Genomic DNA, 17,348 nt, shown 5'->3' with positions numbered 1-17,348 from the left:
CGGTAGGCAGGGAGCGGTCATTGGTTTGCATAACGATTAAACGATGTCGAGGTGGCTGATGCCGGAATGCAGATCCCTTGTCTGTGCATCTCTGCCATGCAGTTTGAGCATCAGGCGTACTTCGTTCATGGAGTCTGCAAAGCGTAGCGCATCTTCGTAGCTGATACGGCCTTCTTCGTGCAAATCAAACAACGCTTGATCGAAAGTCTGCATGCCAAGCTCGCGCGATTTTTTCATGATTTCCTTTATTTCGTGCACATCGCCTTTATAGATAAGATCGGATATCAGCGGCGAGTTGAGCAGTACTTCCACGGCTGCTGCACGGCCTTTACCTTCTTTCAGCGGAATCAGGCGCTGCGAAACCACGGCCTTAAGATTGAGAGAGAGATCCATCAACAGCTGCGGGCGACGTTCCTCGGGGAAGAAATTGATGATGCGATCAAGTGCCTGATTCGAGTTATTGGCATGCAGCGTGCCTAGCGCAAGATGCCCGGTTTCGGCGAAGGCGATGGCGTGTTCCATCACTTCCCGTTCACGAATTTCGCCAATCAGGATCACGTCCGGCGCTTGGCGAAGGGTATTTTTCAGCGCTACTTCCCACGAGTCGGTATCGACGCCGACTTCACGCTGGGTGATGATGCAGTTCTTATGCTCGTGCACATACTCCACCGGATCTTCGATGGTGATGATATGGCCATGACTGTTCTGATTCCGGTAGCCAATCATCGCCGCCAGCGAGGTTGATTTACCAGAACCCGTGCCGCCGACGAAGAGCACCAGACCACGCTTGGTCATGGCGACATCTTTGAGTACCGGCGGCAGCTTGAGCTCATCGAAATCCGGAATCTGGACATTGATGGTCCGCAGCACAATACCTACGCGTCCTTGTTGCACAAAAGCATTAACCCGAAAGCGGCCAATGCCGGATGGAGAAATGGCGAAGTTGGCTTCTTTGGTTTCTTCAAATGCAGCAGCCTGCTTGTCGTTCATGATGGCGCGCGCCAGCTCCTGAGTATGCTGTGGCGACAAAACTTGTGTTGTTGCCGGCGTCATCTTGCCGTCAATTTTCATCGCCGGCGGAAAGCCTGCAGTAATGAATAAGTCTGACCCTTTTTTTTGCATCATCATGTCCAACAGCTGGTACATGAACTTTAAACCTTCATCGCGTTCCATTATTTTTCTGTCCCGTTTTGTCTTTTAGAGCCAGGCGGTTTAGCCGAGGAAGTTATCCTTGTTTGCCGCTTTGCTGCGCGCTTCGGCGGGTGAAATAATGCGGCGCTTGACCAGCTCTTGCAGGTTCTGGTCCAGCGTCTGCATGCCAAACTGCTGGCCGGTCTGAATTGCGGAATACATCTGGGCGACCTTGGCCTCGCGGATCAGATTGCGGATGGCGGGCGTGCCGATCATGATCTCGTGTGCGGCAACGCGCCCCGTGCCGTCCATGGTTTTGCACAGAGTTTGCGAAATGACTGCTTTGAGTGATTCGGACAACATGGCGCGCACCATTTCCTTTTCTGCTGCTGGAAACACATCAATGATGCGGTCGATGGTTTTGGCAGCCGATGAGGTGTGCAATGTGCCAAACACCAGGTGGCCGGTTTCTGCGGCTGATAGCGCCAGGCGGATGGTTTCCAGATCACGCATTTCGCCAACCAGAATGACATCCGGGTCTTCGCGCAGGGCGCTGCGCAGGGCGTTGTTGAACGAGAGCGTGTGCGGGCCGACTTCGCGCTGGTTGATCAGGCATTTTTTCGATTCATGCACGAATTCGATCGGGTCTTCCACGGTCAGAATATGGCCGTACTCGTTTTCATTCTTGTGCTTGACCATAGCGGCAAGCGTGGTTGATTTGCCGGAGCCTGTGGGCCCGGTGACCAACACAATGCCACGTGGCTGATCCGCGAGTTCTGCAAAAATTTTTGGTGCCTTCAAGTCATCCAGTGACAGAATTTTTGAAGGGATGGTGCGCATCACCGCCGCCGCGCCACGATTCTGGACAAAGGCATTGACGCGAAAGCGCGCAAGATTGGGCACAGCAAAAGAAAAGTCACATTCCAGATTTTCTTCATATACCTTGCGCTGGCCGTCATTCATGATGTCATAGATCAGGCTGTGCACTTCTTTATGTTCCATCGGCGGCAGATTGATCCGCCGCACATCACCATGGACACGAATCATCGGCGGCAAGCCTGAAGAAAGGTGTAAATCGGACGCATTATTCTTGACGACGAAAGAGAGCAGCTCGGTAATGTCCATGTTTTTTTCCGGTAAATGGGGTGCGATATACTTTCAGGGCGTTATATGACAACAATCTCAATCAACATGCAAGCTGTTCGCGACCGCATTGCCGCAGCCTGCGCTGCTGCAGGGCGCCCAGTCGACGCTGTGCAGCTGCTTGCCGTATCTAAAACCTGGCCCGTTGCCAGCGTGCGTGAAGCTGCTGCATGCGGGCAACGGGCTTTTGGTGAGAGCTATGTGCAAGAAGGCGCAGAAAAGATTGCTGCACTTGCCACGCTGGATCTGGAATGGCATTTTATTGGCCCATTGCAAAGCAATAAAACGCGCGCGGTCGCTGAAAATTTCGCCTGGGTGCATTCACTGGAGCGGTTAAAGATTGCTCAACGTTTAGCGGCCCATCGCCCTGCCCATTTGCCCCCGCTGCAGGTTTGTGTTCAGGTTAATGTGTCGGGCGAAGCATCGAAAAGCGGTTGTTCACCAGCGGATGCTTCGGCTTTAGCCCATGCGATTGCAGCCTTGCCTAATCTGCGGTTGCGCGGATTGATGGCGATTCCTGCCCGGATGCAGGATAGCGCGGTGCAGTACCAAAGCTTTGCCCGGTTGGGCACGTTGTTTGCGCAGCTCAACTCAGAGGGTTTGGCTTTGGATACGCTCTCTATGGGCATGTCGCATGATCTGGAAGTTGCGATCAAGGCGGGGGCGACGGTGGTCCGGGTGGGCAGCGCCATATTTGGTGAACGACAGAGTAACGTGCCCAATTAAAGACAGGACAATTAATGAAAATTACATTTATTGGCGGTGGCAATATGGCTACCGCATTAATTGGCGGGATGAAAAAACAAGGCTTTTCTGCAGCAGGCATTCAGGTGGTGGAGCCTTTTATTGACGCCCGCGAACTAATCACCGAAAGCTTTGGTGTGCGTTCTGTGGCAGCAGTTGATGCGGCCGCGCTGAACTGTGATGTGCTGGTTCTGGCAGTTAAGCCGCAACAGATGAAAGCGGCTGTGGCGCCGCTTGCCGGCAAGCTGACGCATCAAGTGGTGCTCAGCATCGCGGCCGGTTTGCGGGTGGCAGATATGGCAGCCTGGCTTGGCTATGGCAAAATAGTTCGCGCCATGCCTAATACCCCCGCATTGATTGGCGCAGGCATTACCGGTTTATTTGCCGACCCCAGTGTCGATGCCGAGGAACGCCGCCAGGCCGAGAAAATTCTCCAGGCGGTAGGGGTTAGTGTATGGGTGGATGATGAAGCACAGATGGATGTCGTCACCGCCATTTCGGGCAGTGGCCCGGCGTATGTATTTTATTTTATTGAAGCGATTGAGTCCGTCGCGCGCACGTTAGGCCTGGATGCCGAATCCGCGCGCCAATTAACGGTGCAAACTTTTCTTGGCGCAGCGCAACTGGCGGCAAAAAGTAGTGAACGTATTGCTACGTTACGCGAACGGGTGACATCCAAAGGCGGTACAACCGAAGCCGCTTTGCAGGCGTTTGCCGCGCAGGGTGTGGCCGCCGCCATTGCGCAAGGCGTGATGGCGGCCAACGCGCGGGGGCGTGAGTTGGGCGAGACGCTGGGTAGACAGGGAGCGGGCAAGTCAAACAGTTAAACCAAGAGTTAAACCAAGGCAACGCATTCAATGTTGATACAACTATTTATTTTTCTGCTGGACGCCGTGTGTGGTTTTCTCACGCTGGCGCTGCTGACCCGGTTCATTTTGCAAATGGTCAAAGCATCCTGGCGTAATCCGCTAGGGCAATTTGTCATCGCGGTGACCGATTGGATCGTGCGCCCTGCGCGGCGGGTAATCCCTGGATTGTTTGGGTGGGATATGGCGAGCCTTTTGCTCGCCTGGCTGGTGCAGGCACTCGCGTTAGGCCTGGCGCTAGGGTTATCTGGCACATTAATCGCCGTATCACCAGCGCCGACTTTTATGGTGGCTTTATTGGCGGTGTTGGCAATGCTTAAGATTGCTTGTTATTTGCTGCTAGGTGCAGTGCTGGTGTCGGCACTTTTTTCCTGGGTCAATCCGCATGCGCCCTTGGCGGACGTTTTTAATGCGATCAGCCGGCCCTTGCTGCGCCCCTTTCGCCGATGGATACCCGACATTGGCGGGGTAGACCTCTCGCCGCTCGTGTTTATTTTGCTGCTGCAAATCGGCTTGATGGTTTTAGATCGTCTGCGCTGGGTTGTGTTATCAGGATGAGCTGGTTGCGGGTAAATGATGATGGCGTCACGCTGACGCTATACATCCAGCCGGGTGCGAAAAAAACCGAGGTGGTGGGGTTGCATGGCGAAGCACTCAAGATTCGATTGCACGCACCACCGGTGGACGGTCAAGCCAATGCGCAGCTGATTGCCTTTCTTGCGCAGCGCCTGGCATTGCCCAAACGTGCGGTGACGTTGCTAGCGGGCGAATCCTCGCGTGCCAAGCGGGTGCGCGTGGCGGGTATTGATGCGGCGTGTGTCAGGGCGCAGTTGGGCGAACCAGCCTGGTAAATTCAATCAGTGAACTAGCGCGGTGAATGAACGCGGTAAGTTAATCCTGCAAGAAGCATTCAGTACGATTCAGGTTGCGTTGTGCCGTCGTAGGCTAAATAGCCATTGATGAGTGTGTAGCGCACGCGGCCGGGAAGGTCCAAGCCGAGAAAGGGCGTGTTCTTGCCCTGGCTTTTGAGGTTTTTGCGGCTGACATGAAAATCGGCGGCCGGGTCAAACACGCAAATGTCAGCCGGTAGCCCCGCATCCAGCCGACCTGCATTAACGCCCATGATGTGCGCCGGATCGGACGTGATGCGCGCCAGTGCAGTAAGGAGTGGCACCCGCATTTCCTGTGCCCATTTCAAGGTGAGTGGCAGCAATAGCTCCAGGCCTGTGGCGCCGATTTCGGCTTCGCCAAACGGTTTTTGTTTGCCATCATCATCAACCGGCGTGTGGTCGGAACATACGGCGGTGATCGCACCCGAGGCCAAGCCCGCGCGTAACGCATCACGATCGCGCTGAGTGCGCAAAGGCGGGTCCAGGCGCGCATGCGCGTTAAAAAATCCAATATCGTGGTCGCATAAATGCAGGTAATGCACGGCGGTATCGCACGTGACAGCAATGCCTGCCGCGCGGGCGGCAACAATCATGTCGACACTCGCCGCAGAGGAAATTCGCGTGACGTGCAGACGTACGCCGGTTTCACGTGCTAATTGCAGCAGCGTGGCCAGCGCAATGGTTTCTGCTGCCACAGGAATGCCGGTCAGCCCTAGTCGCGCAGCCACTTCACCATCGTGCGCCACGCCTAGCTGGGCAAGAAACGGGTCTTGTGCTTGTAGCCAGACAGGGAAGTCAAAGGTGGCTGCATAATTCATTGCGTGCAACAACACTTGCGTATCGACAATGGCTTGATTCGCCTGGCCGAAAGCGACGCAGCCTGCCTCACTGAGTTCTGCCATTTCGGTCAGTTTTTTCCCGCCCAGTTGCACGGTCAGTGCACCGATCGGATGCACATGGGGGAATTCAGGCAAGCGCGCCCGATGCGTGAGCATTTCGACCAGGCCGGGTTCATCCAGCACCGGGTCAGTGTCGGGCGGGCAGGCCAACCGTGTCACACCGCCGGCGGCGGCAGCAGCCATTTCGGATTCCAGCGTGGCTTTGTATTCAAAGCCCGGTTCGCGCAGCCGCGCGGAAAGATCAATGAGGCCGGGGCAGACGATGCAGCCGGTAGCATCCAGTATGGTGCTGGCCTTAAAACCGGCTGGTGCCGTATCACCAGCGCCGACTATTCTTCCCTCCGCAATAAACAGGTCGGTGTGTTTGTCGACGCCGTTGGCCGGGTCGATCAGACGGCCGCCTCGAATATGCACATTCATTTCAGGCTCCTGCCAGCATGGCCATCACCGCCATGCGCACGGCGATGCCGAAAGTGACCTGCGGCAGGATTACCGCCTGCGCGCCATCGGCGACGGCGGATTCAATTTCCACGCCGCGGTTCATCGGCCCCGGATGCATGACAATGGCGTCCGGGCGGGCCAGCGCCAGCTTGTCCACCGTCAGGCCATAGGACTTGAAATACTCCTGTGCGCTGGGCAATAGCGCGCCCTGCATGCGTTCATTTTGCAAGCGCAGCATCATGACCACATCAACACCGCGCAGGCCTTCTTTCATGTCGTTAAATACGCGCACACCAAGCCGCTCGATGCCGCTCGGCAGCAGCGTTTTGGGCGCAATCACGCGGACTTCCGGAACACCCAGCGTGGTCAGTGCGTGAATCTGGCTGCGGGCCACGCGAGAATGCAGCACGTCGCCGACGATGGCCACCGTTAGTTGTGTGAAATCCTGCTTGTAGTGGCGAATGGTGTACATGTCGAGCAGGCCTTGCGTCGGGTGCGCATGGCGGCCATCGCCGGCATTGATGATATGAATGTGATCCTGCCCGGTAGTTGCCAGATGTTGGGCCATGAGATAGGGCGCGCCACTGGCCGCATGCCGAACAACAAACATGTCCGCTTGCATGGCGGCTAGATTGTCGGCGGTATCGAGCAGCGTTTCACCCTTGCTGGCAGAAGACGTATTGATGTTGAGATTGATGACATCGGCAGAAAGCCGTTTGGCTGCAATTTCAAATGTCGTGCGTGTGCGCGTCGAGTTTTCGAAAAACAAATTGAACACACTTTTGCCGCGCAGCAAAGGCACTTTTTTTACTTCGCGTTCCGCGACTTCAGTGAAGGGCACGGCAGTATCGAGGATGCGTGTCAGCATCTCGCGCGACAGACCTTCGATGCTGAGCAGATGATTGAGCTCACCGTGGCTGTTGAGCTGGGGATTGTGAGTTGCGTTCGACAAGGTTATTTCTCTGTCAACCGGAAAGCCAGCGTGCCGTCAGCAGCACGCTCTAGCTCCAGCATCTGTGCAGCGGGCAGGTTCAGGGTGTGGGCGCAGAAGTCTGCCGCGATGGGCAATTCGCGTCCGCCACGATCAGCCAGCACGGCCAGTTCAATTTTGTCTGGGCGGCCATAGTCGAACAGTTCATTCATCGCCGCGCGTATGGTGCGGCCGGTGTAGAGCACGTCATCGACGATGATGATATGCGCGCCCTCGATTTCGAACGGGATGTGCGATGTTTTGGTGTTGGCATGCAGACCGCGCTGGCTGTAGTCGTCACGGTAGAAGGAGACACCAATGGCGCCAGGCGCGGTGTGCAGTCCGAGCAGGGTGTGCAGACGCTCAGCCACCCATGCGCCACCCGTGTGAATGCCGACCAGTGCGGTGCGCGCCAGGTCAACATGTGGCCGCAGTTGGTCGGCAAGGATGTGACAGAGTGCCTCTGCGTCAGGCCGCTTGATGGACATGGGTTTCCAGCCAGCTTTGTAAAATGACGCGCGCGGCTTCAGCATCGATTTGGGCTTTGCGTTCTTGCCAGTCCAGATACGGATTCAAAGAAAGCCGGTGCTGGTAAGACGGCGCGTCGGGTGTTTGTCTGAGCGTGGCATCGGCTTCGATCGAGCTGAAGCGTTCATCGACTTCTTCCACAGGCAGAGCAAAACGACCGCGCAGTTGATTGGCAAAGCGGGTGCAACGCGCCGTCATGTCGTGTGCGCTGCCATCTTCATTGAGTGGTCGGCCAACCAAGAGGCGCACGGGTTGCCACTCGGTGATCAGCTGGCTGATCGCATTAAAGCGTGCGGCATTGGCTTCATGGGCAATGCAGGTGAGCGCGCGTGCCTGGCCCAGACGGATTTCGCCGAGAGCCACGCCAATCCGTTGAAGACCAAAATCAAAGGCCAGCAGTGTTTCGTCATGCATGGCCGGCGACCTCGGACAGGTTGACAAAGTCAACGCCCAGCAATTGCATCGCTGACGCAAGGCGCTCTTCACTTGGCACATCAAACAAAATATGCGGGGATGCTTCTACAGTCAGCCAAGTGTTTTGCGCGAGCTCCCATTCCAGCTGGCCCGCTATCCATCCGGCATAGCCCAGGGTGACCAGCACGTCGCTCGGCTGGCCGGTGCTGCCCATGGCTTGCAAGATATCGCGTGAGCTGGTGAGCGCCATGTCATCCGTCACCTTGAGCGAGCTTTGCCATTGCCTTGTGGTGCGGTGAAGAACAAACCCGCGGTCAGTCTGCACCGGGCCGCCGGCGTACACGGGCAAATCAGCAAAGCACTGTGCGGGCAAGCCTTCTTCGAGGGGAATGGCGACGCGATCAAAAAGTTCGCCCAGGCGCATATCAAGCGGCCGGTTAACGACAATGCCCACGGCACCTTCCACGTTGTGCTCGCAAATGTAAGTTAGCGTGCGCGAAAAATGCGGGTCGTCCATGGCGGGCATGGCGATGAGAAAGTGATTAACGAGGCATGTGGTTTCCATGGCAATGGCAGTATTGTAATCTGTCATACTGCTTCCCAGTAAATCCACGTTCAGGTTAACGCAAGTTAGCTCAGGTTCATTTTGCATGACATCCGCACTTGTCTGGTTTCGCCGCGATTTACGCACTTATGATCATGCCGCGCTTTTTCATGCGCTAAAAGCCCATGACCAGGTGTATTGCGTGTTTGTTTTTGATTCTACGATGCTTGCCAAGCTGCCACGATCCGACCGGCGGGTAGAGTTTATTTTGCGTGCCGTAGTCGAGGTTGCCGAAGCGCTGCGCCGCATGGGCGGAGCGCTCATCATTTTGCAGGGCGACCCGTGCGATGAAATTCCAAAGCTTGCGGCAAGGCTCGGTGTTCAGGCGGTGTACGCTAATCGGGACTACGAACCCGCAGCGCTGCAACGCGATGCGGCCGTTGAAGGCAATATCCGCCGTCTCGCCGAAGTTGAATTTTTCTTGTTCAAGGACCAAGTCATTTTTGACTGCGATGAAGTGCTCACGCAGCAGCGCACGCCATTTTCGGTGTTTACGCCATATAAAAATGCCTGGTTAAAGCGGCTGTCCCCGTTTTATTTGCAGGCATATCCGGTGGAACGCTATGCTGCACACCTGGCTATTCCGGACGCCGTATTGCCAGCGCCGACTTTATCGGAACTGGGCTTTCTTCCGGCCGACCTGGCCAGCTTGCCTTTGCCCACCGGCATGCGCGGTGCGCGTCGTTTATTTCTCGCGTTCACTGAGCGCCTGGATCACTATGCAAGCGATCGAGATTTTCCGGCAGTGAATGGCACGTCAACCCTTTCAGCGCATCTGCGCTTTGGTACGGTGTCCATCCGCCAACTGACCGGCTATGCGCAAAGCCAGTCGGGCCGGGGGGCTGCAACATGGTTGTCCGAACTGATCTGGCGCGACTTTTATCACATGATTCTTTGGCATCATCCGCATGTCGTCACGCAGGCGTTCAAGCCTGCAATGGAGACGCTGGTGTGGGATGACGCGCCTGATCTCTTAGCGGCATGGCAACAAGGAAAAACCGGATATCCGCTAGTGGATGCCGCGATGCGCCAACTCATGCACACAGGGTTTATGCACAACCGGCTACGCATGGTGACAGCTTCTTTTTTGACCAAAGACTTGGGGGTAGACTGGCGGCTGGGAGAAAGATGGTTCGCTGAAAAGCTGCTTGATTTTGATCTCGCCGCAAACAATGGCGGCTGGCAATGGGCAGCTTCCACGGGTTGTGATGCGCAGCCGTGGTTCCGTATTTTCAACCCCGTGACGCAATCTGAAAAATTTGATCCGCAGGGCCATTTTATTCGTCGTTATGTGCCAGAGATTCTATCGCTTCCGAATCAGTTCATTCATGCTCCATGGAAAATGAATGCGTCACAACAAGCAGCATGCGGCGTGTTACTAGGCCGCGATTATCCGTTGCCCGTGGTCGACCATGCCGTCGCCCGAGAACGTACTTTGCAGCGATTTTCTACCGTGAGGAAATAACGATGATCAATAAAAACTTGCACCAGTCCATGCACCCATCAAATATGGTCGATACAGTGCGCTTTATGTACCGACGTTTCTTTTCAGTGCGATGCCTTATGGTCGTCTGCCTTGGCGTTATCGGTGGACTGAGTTTTCTGCATGCGTTGCCTGCACATGCCGAGGTACCGGCCGTCGGCGCGATGGCACCAAGCTTTACGCTGCCCGATCAGCATGGCAAAATGTGGCGGCTCAAGGATCTGCGCGGCCAATGGGTAGTGCTCTACTTTTATCCTAAGGATGATACGCCGGGCTGCACGCAGGAAGCCTGCCAATTTCGAGATGATTTGCAGGCATTGACAGCACTCGGTGCGCAAATTGTTGGCGTGAGTGTGGATGATTCGGCATCCCACAAAAAATTTGCTGACAAATACCATCTGCCATTTCCCCTATTGGCAGATCAGGATGCGGCTGTCGCACGCAGTTATGGTGCGCTGTCTGACTTGCTGGTTGTCAAGTACGCCAAGCGTTACACGTTCCTGGTTGATCCGCAGGGCAAGATTGTCAAAGCCTATCTTCAGGTGGATACATCACGCCACTCAAAAGAGATCGTGGACGATTTAACGCGGCTGGTGCGCATAAAAAAATAACCTCCCACCTTTCGGTAGCGGGTTATCTCAGCCTGGCGGTTTACCTTTTTGTATGGCGACTTATTTTTTTAGATTGTCGCGAATTTCACGCAGCAGCACGATGTCTTCTGGTGTGACTGCGGGCGTTTCGGCAGGTGCTGGGCCTTTTAAGCGATTAACCATCTTGATCATTTGAAAAATGACAAAAGCGAGAATCAGGAAGTTGATCAAAATGGTCAAAAAATTGCCATAAGCTAACAACGAGGCGCCCGCTTTGGTCAGCGATTCATACGTTGCAGCGCCTTCGACCGCTTTCGCTGGGGGCGAGAGTTGTATGAACATCTCGGTGAAATTGACATTGCCAATGACTTTGCCGATCAATGGCATGATGATGTCTTTGACGAGTGAATCCACAATCTTGCCAAATGCGCCACCAATGATGACGCCGACAGCCAAATCCATGACGTTGCCCTTGATCGCGAAATCGCGAAACTCTTGCATCATGACCATGGTTTTCTCCTGAGTTAAAAATACCAATATGAAGGGAAGGTAATATTCCCGGCAGAAGTATAGGTGAGATGGCATACGAAGTTATTCTTAGATAAACGACGATTAGGAGAGAGCAATGAAGCCGAAGGTGCTTGTTACACGCAAATTTTTTCCTGAATTGGTCGTGCGGCTACAGGAGCATTTTGAGGTGGATGACCATGCCAGTAACGAAGCGCTTGACCCCGTTGAATTAAAAGCACGGCTGGCGGATAAGGCGGGTGTATTGCTGTCGGTGGCTGACCCACTAACCGCCGAGAGTATCGCTGCCGCGCCGCAATTACGTGCTGCGTGCAATGTGGGGGTGGGCTATAACAACATTGATGTTGCTGCGTGCACGCGGGCGGGCATCATGGTGACTAACACGCCGGACGTATTGACGGAAACAACAGCCGATCTCACCTGGGCATTGCTGATGGCGGTGTCAAGGCGGTTGCCGATGGCCGAACGCTGGTTGCGCGAAGGTCATTGGGGTGCGTGGCGTTATGACCTCTGGCTAGGTACGGATGTGCACCACGCCACCTTAGGTATTTTTGGCATGGGGCGGATTGGCCAAGCCTTGGCGCGTCGAGCGGCCGGGTTTGGTATGAAAACGATTTATCACAATCGCGCTCGCCTGCCTGCTGACATCGAGGCTCAACACAACGCCACGTGGGTGGATAAAGAAACACTCCTGCGCGAAGCAGATTTTGTTGTTCTGCTTTTACCCTATTCGCCCGTCGTGCAGCATTACATTGGGGCGGCTGAGTTGAGTTTGATGAAGCCGACAGCGCATCTCGTCAATGTGGCGCGCGGAGGGATTGTGGATGACGCGGCTTTAATTACGGCGTTACGCGAGCGCCGAATTTGTGGCGCAGGAGTCGATGTGTTTGAGGGGGAGCCGAAGTTCAACCCGGATTTTCTTGCACTGGATAATGTAGTTCTCACACCGCACATTGGCTCGGCGTCTTATCAGGCACGGATGGCAATGGGTATGCGTGCCGTGGATAATTTAATTGAGGCATTAACTGGTAAACGTCCGCGTGACTGTGTTAACTCCGAAGTGTTTGCGGCCGCATAAAAAAGGGCGCTCTAAGTAGAGCGCCCTAAAAGGCTTGCAAGATTAACCCTCTTGTCAGACGGCAAGAGGGTAATTGCTTTTAGTCGTGATAAGCCGCCTCGCCGTGCGAGGTAATATCCAGCCCTTCGCGCTCTTCATCTTCGGAAACACGCAGACCGACAATGATATCCGCGATTTTGAAGGCAATAAATGCCGCCACCGCTGTCCATACCACCGTGACGCCGACCGCTTTGGCCTGGATGATGAGCTGGTCAAGAATGGCGCCGTACCCCGGTTTCATCTCGAACCAGTTGTTGTAGAACCCGGGGCCACCCAGACGGGGCGAGTTGAAGATGCCGGTCATCAGCGCACCGAAGATACCACCTAAAGCGTGCACCCCGAAGACATCAAGCGCATCATCAACCCGCAACATTTTCTTCAGGCCGGTAACACCCCAGAAGCAAAGTGGGCCCACCAGAAGGCCGATCACGAAGGCGCCCGGGATACCTACGTTACCTGCAGCCGGTGTGATTGCCACAAGACCTGCAACCGCGCCGGAAGCTGCGCCCAGCATGGAGGGTTTGCCTTTGAAGAGCCATTCGGTAAACATCCAGGACAGCACCGCGCAGGCTGTGGCCAGATAGGTATTCATGAAAGCCAGCGCAGCAGAGCCATTGGCTTCCAGGGCAGAACCGGCGTTGAAACCGAACCAGCCAAACCACAGCAGCGAGGCGCCGATCATGGTCATCGTCAGGCTGTGCGGCGACAGAGCCTCCTTGCCGAAACCAATACGCTTGCCCAGAACGAAAGCGCCAACCAGACCGGCGACGCCTGCGTTGATATGCACCACCGTCCCGCCTGCGAAGTCGAGCGCGCCCCACTGCCAGAGCAAGCCAGCCTTGGCGTTGGTCGCGTCGACGACGTTCGCTGCGGTGTAAGCATCCGGGCCAGGCCAGAACCAGACCATATGAGCGATCGGTAGGTAGCTGATCGTGAACCAGATTACCGAGAAAATAAGGATCGCCGAAAATTTAACGCGCTCGACCAGTGAGCCAAAAATCAGGCAAACCGTGATGGCCGCAAATGTGGACTGAAAGGCAACGAATACCAGCTCGTACATCGGTGTGGCCTTGCTGAACGTGGCGCCCAGGGCAAATACGCCGGTCACAGCATCAAACGTGCCTTTGAGGAATAGTCGATCAAAGCCGCCGATAAATGGGCTGGTGGCGCCACTGCCCTCAGTAAACGCCAAGCTGTAGCCATATATGCACCACAGCACGGTAATCAGCGAGAACACCACGAACACTTGCATGAGCACCGAGAGCATGTTCTTGGTGCGCACCAGGCCGCCATAGAACAAAGCCAGCGCGGGTACAGACATCAACAGCACGAGCGCTGTCGACATCAGCATCCAGGCTGTATCGCCTTTATTGGGAGACGGTGCCGGTGCTGGAGCAGCTTCAGCAGGGGCAGGTGCTGCAACTGCTGCGATGGCAGGTGCTGCCGCAGGTGCCACGGCAGTGGCGGTATCAACAGCAGGTGCCGTCGCGGTAGTAGCTGCGGTAGCTTCGGCGGGCTTGTCGTCTGCCCATGCCAGGTTGCCAGCACCAATAGCGCAGGTTGCCAGCAAAACAGCGAGTAGTTTTTTCATAATAGTATTCCCCTTAAAGGGCAGCCTCACCGGTTTCACCGGTGCGGATGCGGATGACTTGTTCCAGGCTGTAGACGAAAATCTTGCCATCGCCAATTTTCCCTGTCCGGGCAGACTTTTCGAGTGCCTCGACCACTTGATCAACCATCTCGTCGCCTACGGCGGCTTCCACTTTGACCTTGGGTAGAAAATCGACGACATATTCCGCGCCGCGATACAGCTCGGTATGCCCCTTTTGCCTGCCAAAGCCTTTGACTTCAGTGACGGTGATGCCTTGCACACCCACAGTGGCCAAGGCTTCACGCACTTCATCAAGTTTGAATGGCTTGATGATGGCGGTGATTAGTTTCATGGTTGTGTCCTTTTGATGTGAGTTGAAATACTCTCTGCCGACACCGATCAAGGTTCCAGCGGGGAGTCGAAACTAGTTTCAGAATACGCGACCGACTGAGAGAATGACGCGGCTGCTACCCGGATCGGAAAGGGTATCTCTATTTGCGAACGAGAACGTCGGCTTGTAGAACGAGCTATCCTTGTAGTTGGCTTTAACATAGGCCAAAGAGCCAACCCATCCGGCGTTGAACGCCTTGGTAACTCCAACCAGATAGTCGCTGTAGCTTGGATCAAGTCCACCCAGTGTTTTGGTATTCACGTCGGTGTGCGCGGCATGAAAGTTGACGGTATACGTTGGCATGAACTCATAAGCGAGGTTGAATTCGAGATAGCTGGTGCCTTTGGAATCATCAGTAAATCCAGTATTCTTGGTGAGACCGAACCAGTCCGTGAGGAAGTAGGAATACTTGACGCTCATGAACTTGTAGGACGCACCAATGTTCGCTTCGAACGAATTAAATTTCTCGCTGGCAAAGGGCACCGCAGCCTTGTTGAAATCGGCGCCTGGGTAGTAATAGCCGTGACCGCCGGCAGTCCAGCCCCAATCGTCATTGATTTTTCCGTTGTAGCCGCCATAGTAATCAAACTCCAGTCCAGAACCGCCAGGATACTGGTTGTTGCTAACATTGGAGCCCCACAGACCGGCATACCAGCCGCTGCTATGAGCGACATCAACGCCACCCTGAATAGCGGGTTTGTGCCATGTTTGGGTAATACCACGGAAGTAATAGTCGCTGACACCATACACATTTGTGGTGACAGTCCACGGCGAGGCTGGTGCGGCTGGCTCATCGGCCATGACCAGGGTAGGGAGTGCAAAGGCTCCGGCGACTGCAAAGGCGAGTAGGGATTTACGCATCTTAATTCTCCTGAAGGGTTAAAAAAACACTCTCGGATATGCGAAGACCATGCCAGTTTTAAAAAATCTTATAGAATCAATAGATAATAAAGATTTTCCGGGGATAAGCAAAATTTCACGCACCGTAACAGGCGTGCATTACAAGTTTTTGCACCGTGTTGGTGCGTTTGATTCGAGAGGCTGATCATAAGCCATATGGCTCAATGGCACCATCACGTCATTGCCATGCCTTATGGATCAGCAGCAAACCCTGATAGACTAATCCCATTGCTCGGAAGAAACTATTATGCTCAACTCCAAACTGCTCGATGAAGTGTCCACTCGCGTTAGCGCTTTGCTGGCCGCTAGTCCGATAAGTGATGTCGAAAAGAATCTGCGCGCCCTGCTCGTCAGTTTTTTTGCCAAACTTGATCTGGTCACGCGTGAAGAGTTCGACGTGCAGCGTGAAGTGCTTACCCGCACGTCCGAAAAGCTTGCCGCACTTGAGAAGCGTGTCGCTGAGCTTGAAGCGGCGCGTGCTGGTGAACAGAAATAATTTAGCCTGATTTGGTCTAATGGCGCTAGCAGTTCTTCGTTCGCGAGCGTTAGCGGGGTTATCGGCGCCGGAAGTCACCGTCGAAGTGCATTTGACGGGCGGGCTGCCCGCTTTCACCCTCGTTGGTTTGCCCGATACAGAAGTCAAAGAAGCGCGCGATCGGGTGCGCGCGGCCATTCAAAATTGCGGGTTTGAGTTTCCCCAGCGGCGCATCACGGTGAACCTTGCCCCGGCCGACCTACCCAAAGAATCCGGCCGATTTGATTTACCCATTGCCTTAGGGGTCTTGATTGCGTCCGGACAGCTCAAAGCGCCCACCCTTGATGACTACGAATTTGCAGGTGAGCTGGCGCTCTCTGGCGAGTTGCGCGCTATTCGCGGCGCTTTGGCGATGTGCGCCACCATGCAGCGCGATGCAACCGCACGACGCGCTTTCATCTTGCCAACAGATAGTGCACCAGAGGCCGCATTGATCGCGGATATGACCATTCTGCCCGCAAAAAATCTGCTCCAGGTGTGCGCGCATCTCTCCGGACGGGAAACGATCGCCTCCCGCGCTGTATCACCAGCGCCGACTTTTGCGCATTATCCCGATCTCGCCGAGGTCAAGGGCCAGGCGCCGGCCAAGCGCGCACTCGAAGTGGCGGCTGCAGGCGGACACAGCCTGCTCATGAGTGGCCCGCCCGGCGCAGGTAAATCCATGCTGGCGCAACGCTTGCCGGGTTTGCTGCCGCCCATGACGGACGACGAAGCACTGGCTGCGGCCGCCGTGCATTCTTTGGCAGGACTCTTCAAACTCGAACACTGGGGACAGCGCGCCTTTCGTGCGCCGCATCATTCCGCCTCAACGGCCGCGTTGGTCGGTGGTGGCAGTGTGCCGCGCCCGGGCGAGATTTCGCTGGCACATAACGGCACGTTGTTTCTTGATGAACTGCCCGAGTTTCAGCGCGGCGTGCTCGAAGCCCTGCGCGAGCCGCTGGAAACCGGGCATATCCATATTGCACGCGCTGCGCGGCGGGCTGAGTTTCCCGCACGCTTTCAGCTTATTGCGGCAATGAACCCATGCCCTTGCGGTTACTTGGGGCATCCTTCCGGAAAATGCCGTTGCACGCCAGATCAAGTGGCACGCTATCGCGGCAAACTCTCCGGGCCGTTGCTGGATCGGATTGATCTGATGGTGGACGTGCCGGCCATTTCGGAGGCGGAATTATCCTCGCGAGCCGCCGGTGAAACCTCCGCGATTGTACGCGCACGGGTGATGGATGCGCGGGATTGGCAATTGCAGCGCCAGGGCAAGCCGAATGCGCAACTTACCCCCGACGAGATTGCCAAGTTTGCTACGCCGGATGTCGCCGGGGCAAAGCTGCTTGCCCAGGCCATGGCGCAGCTTTCATTGTCAGCGCGCGGCTATCACCGCATCCTCAAGGTAGCGCGCAGCATTGCGGATCTTGCGTCAGCACCAGCGATTAACGCAGCTCACATTGCCGAAGCCATCCACTATCGGCGCGGGTTGAGCGGCTAGGTGTCGGCGGCTAGTTATTAGTGGCGAATCGACTCGCTCACGACGCCACCTATAATGTTCGATCTTGCATGCAATCCAAATCGATTTTTACAAAAAAGGG

General features: G+C 55.4%; 20 protein-coding genes. 9 read left to right on the top strand and 11 right to left on the bottom strand.

Annotated elements, in window-relative coordinates; translation table 11 throughout:
* Positions 1 to 36: 36 nt before the first annotated feature.
* Both PG1C_RS13465 and PG1C_RS13460 read right to left on the bottom strand, forming a co-directional pair.
* Complete coding sequence (locus PG1C_RS13465) at positions 37 to 1,173, bottom strand: PilT/PilU family type 4a pilus ATPase (RefSeq protein ID WP_202635242.1); 1,137 nt, start codon at positions 1,171 to 1,173, stop codon at positions 37 to 39.
* A gap of 39 nt (positions 1,174 to 1,212) precedes the next feature.
* Entirely contained in the window at positions 1,213 to 2,256 is a 1,044-nt protein-coding gene (locus PG1C_RS13460; RefSeq protein WP_202635241.1) for a type IV pilus twitching motility protein PilT, read from the bottom strand.
* A gap of 45 nt (positions 2,257 to 2,301) precedes the next feature.
* Here PG1C_RS13460 and PG1C_RS13455 point away from each other — a divergent pair, with 45 nt between their 5' ends.
* The 4 genes from PG1C_RS13455 to PG1C_RS13440 are packed head-to-tail and all read left to right on the top strand — an operon-like array spanning position 2,302 to position 4,735.
* Positions 2,302 to 3,000 (top strand): YggS family pyridoxal phosphate-dependent enzyme, encoded by a 699-nt coding sequence (locus PG1C_RS13455; protein WP_202635240.1) that lies wholly within the window; start codon positions 2,302 to 2,304, stop codon positions 2,998 to 3,000.
* 14 nt (positions 3,001 to 3,014) lie between these two features.
* Complete coding sequence (proC, locus tag PG1C_RS13450; RefSeq protein ID WP_202635239.1) at positions 3,015 to 3,845, top strand: pyrroline-5-carboxylate reductase; 831 nt, start codon at positions 3,015 to 3,017, stop codon at positions 3,843 to 3,845.
* A gap of 30 nt (positions 3,846 to 3,875) precedes the next feature.
* Entirely contained in the window at positions 3,876 to 4,442 is a 567-nt protein-coding gene (locus PG1C_RS13445) for a YggT family protein (RefSeq protein WP_202635238.1), read from the top strand.
* Complete coding sequence (locus tag PG1C_RS13440; RefSeq protein ID WP_202635237.1) at positions 4,439 to 4,735, top strand: DUF167 domain-containing protein; 297 nt, start codon at positions 4,439 to 4,441, stop codon at positions 4,733 to 4,735. Before PG1C_RS13445 ends, PG1C_RS13440 begins: the two co-directional genes overlap by 4 nt.
* Positions 4,736 to 4,794: 59 nt before the next feature.
* Here the strand turns inward: PG1C_RS13440 and PG1C_RS13435 are convergent, their stop codons facing one another.
* The 5 genes from PG1C_RS13435 to PG1C_RS13415 are packed head-to-tail and all read right to left on the bottom strand — an operon-like array spanning position 4,795 to position 8,618.
* On the bottom strand, positions 4,795 to 6,093 hold the full coding sequence (locus PG1C_RS13435; protein ID WP_202635236.1) for a dihydroorotase: 1,299 nt from the start codon (positions 6,091 to 6,093) through the stop codon (positions 4,795 to 4,797).
* A 1-nt stretch (position 6,094) separates the two neighbouring features.
* Positions 6,095 to 7,066: an aspartate carbamoyltransferase catalytic subunit gene (locus tag PG1C_RS13430; protein ID WP_202635235.1), complete on the bottom strand. Its 972-nt coding sequence runs from the start codon at positions 7,064 to 7,066 to the stop codon at positions 6,095 to 6,097.
* Between the two features lie 2 nt (positions 7,067 to 7,068).
* Complete coding sequence (gene pyrR / locus PG1C_RS13425; RefSeq protein ID WP_202637081.1) at positions 7,069 to 7,566, bottom strand: bifunctional pyr operon transcriptional regulator/uracil phosphoribosyltransferase PyrR; 498 nt, start codon at positions 7,564 to 7,566, stop codon at positions 7,069 to 7,071.
* Positions 7,553 to 8,026, bottom strand: coding sequence for a Holliday junction resolvase RuvX (gene ruvX / locus PG1C_RS13420; protein WP_202635234.1), 474 nt, complete (start codon positions 8,024 to 8,026; stop codon positions 7,553 to 7,555). The genes pyrR and ruvX overlap by 14 nt, the downstream gene beginning before the upstream one ends.
* Entirely contained in the window at positions 8,019 to 8,618 is a 600-nt protein-coding gene (locus PG1C_RS13415) for a YqgE/AlgH family protein (protein ID WP_237218204.1), read from the bottom strand. Before PG1C_RS13415 ends, ruvX begins: the two co-directional genes overlap by 8 nt.
* Before the next feature lie 58 nt (positions 8,619 to 8,676).
* Between PG1C_RS13415 and PG1C_RS13410 the strand changes: the two genes are divergently transcribed.
* Both PG1C_RS13410 and PG1C_RS13405 read left to right on the top strand, forming a co-directional pair.
* Positions 8,677 to 10,095, top strand: a complete 1,419-nt coding sequence (locus tag PG1C_RS13410) for a cryptochrome/photolyase family protein (protein WP_202635233.1) — start codon at positions 8,677 to 8,679, stop codon at positions 10,093 to 10,095.
* A 2-nt stretch (positions 10,096 to 10,097) separates the two neighbouring features.
* Positions 10,098 to 10,724: a peroxiredoxin gene (locus PG1C_RS13405; protein ID WP_237218203.1), complete on the top strand. Its 627-nt coding sequence runs from the start codon at positions 10,098 to 10,100 to the stop codon at positions 10,722 to 10,724.
* A 60-nt stretch (positions 10,725 to 10,784) separates the two neighbouring features.
* Here PG1C_RS13405 and mscL read toward each other — a convergent pair whose 3' ends face one another.
* Positions 10,785 to 11,213, bottom strand: coding sequence for a large conductance mechanosensitive channel protein MscL (gene mscL, locus PG1C_RS13400; RefSeq protein ID WP_202635232.1), 429 nt, complete (start codon positions 11,211 to 11,213; stop codon positions 10,785 to 10,787).
* 115 nt (positions 11,214 to 11,328) lie between these two features.
* On the opposite strand from mscL, the gene PG1C_RS13395 reads away from it, so the two are divergent.
* Entirely contained in the window at positions 11,329 to 12,309 is a 981-nt protein-coding gene (locus tag PG1C_RS13395; protein WP_202635231.1) for a 2-hydroxyacid dehydrogenase, read from the top strand.
* A gap of 79 nt (positions 12,310 to 12,388) precedes the next feature.
* On the opposite strand, the gene PG1C_RS13390 is transcribed toward PG1C_RS13395, so the two are convergent.
* From PG1C_RS13390 to PG1C_RS13380, 3 genes are all read right to left on the bottom strand, one after another.
* Positions 12,389 to 13,939 carry an ammonium transporter gene (locus PG1C_RS13390; RefSeq protein WP_202635230.1) on the bottom strand — a complete coding sequence of 517 codons (1,551 nt, stop codon included), beginning with the start codon at positions 13,937 to 13,939 and terminating at the stop codon, positions 12,389 to 12,391.
* A 13-nt stretch (positions 13,940 to 13,952) separates the two neighbouring features.
* A complete protein-coding gene (gene glnK / locus PG1C_RS13385; protein WP_202635229.1) occupies positions 13,953 to 14,291 on the bottom strand; it encodes a P-II family nitrogen regulator in 339 nt (112 codons plus the stop codon).
* 78 nt (positions 14,292 to 14,369) lie between these two features.
* A complete protein-coding gene (locus tag PG1C_RS13380) occupies positions 14,370 to 15,191 on the bottom strand; it encodes a TorF family putative porin (protein WP_202635228.1) in 822 nt (273 codons plus the stop codon).
* Between the two features lie 286 nt (positions 15,192 to 15,477).
* On the opposite strand from PG1C_RS13380, the gene PG1C_RS13375 reads away from it, so the two are divergent.
* Together PG1C_RS13375 and PG1C_RS13370 are read left to right on the top strand one after the other, a co-directional pair.
* A complete protein-coding gene (locus tag PG1C_RS13375) occupies positions 15,478 to 15,726 on the top strand; it encodes an accessory factor UbiK family protein (protein ID WP_202635227.1) in 249 nt (82 codons plus the stop codon).
* 19 nt (positions 15,727 to 15,745) lie between these two features.
* The gene (locus PG1C_RS13370) at positions 15,746 to 17,248 is read left to right on the top strand and encodes a YifB family Mg chelatase-like AAA ATPase (protein WP_202635226.1); all 1,503 of its coding nucleotides are present in this window, start codon (positions 15,746 to 15,748) and stop codon (positions 17,246 to 17,248) included.
* The last annotated feature ends 100 nt before the right edge of the window (positions 17,249 to 17,348 follow it).

The organism is Rugosibacter aromaticivorans (genome assembly GCF_000934545.1).
In the GTDB taxonomy this organism is placed as follows: Bacteria; Pseudomonadota; Gammaproteobacteria; order Burkholderiales; family Rhodocyclaceae; genus Rugosibacter; species Rugosibacter aromaticivorans.
Note: the sequence above shows the minus strand (reverse complement) of the source record. Positions and strands in the feature narration are given on the sequence as shown.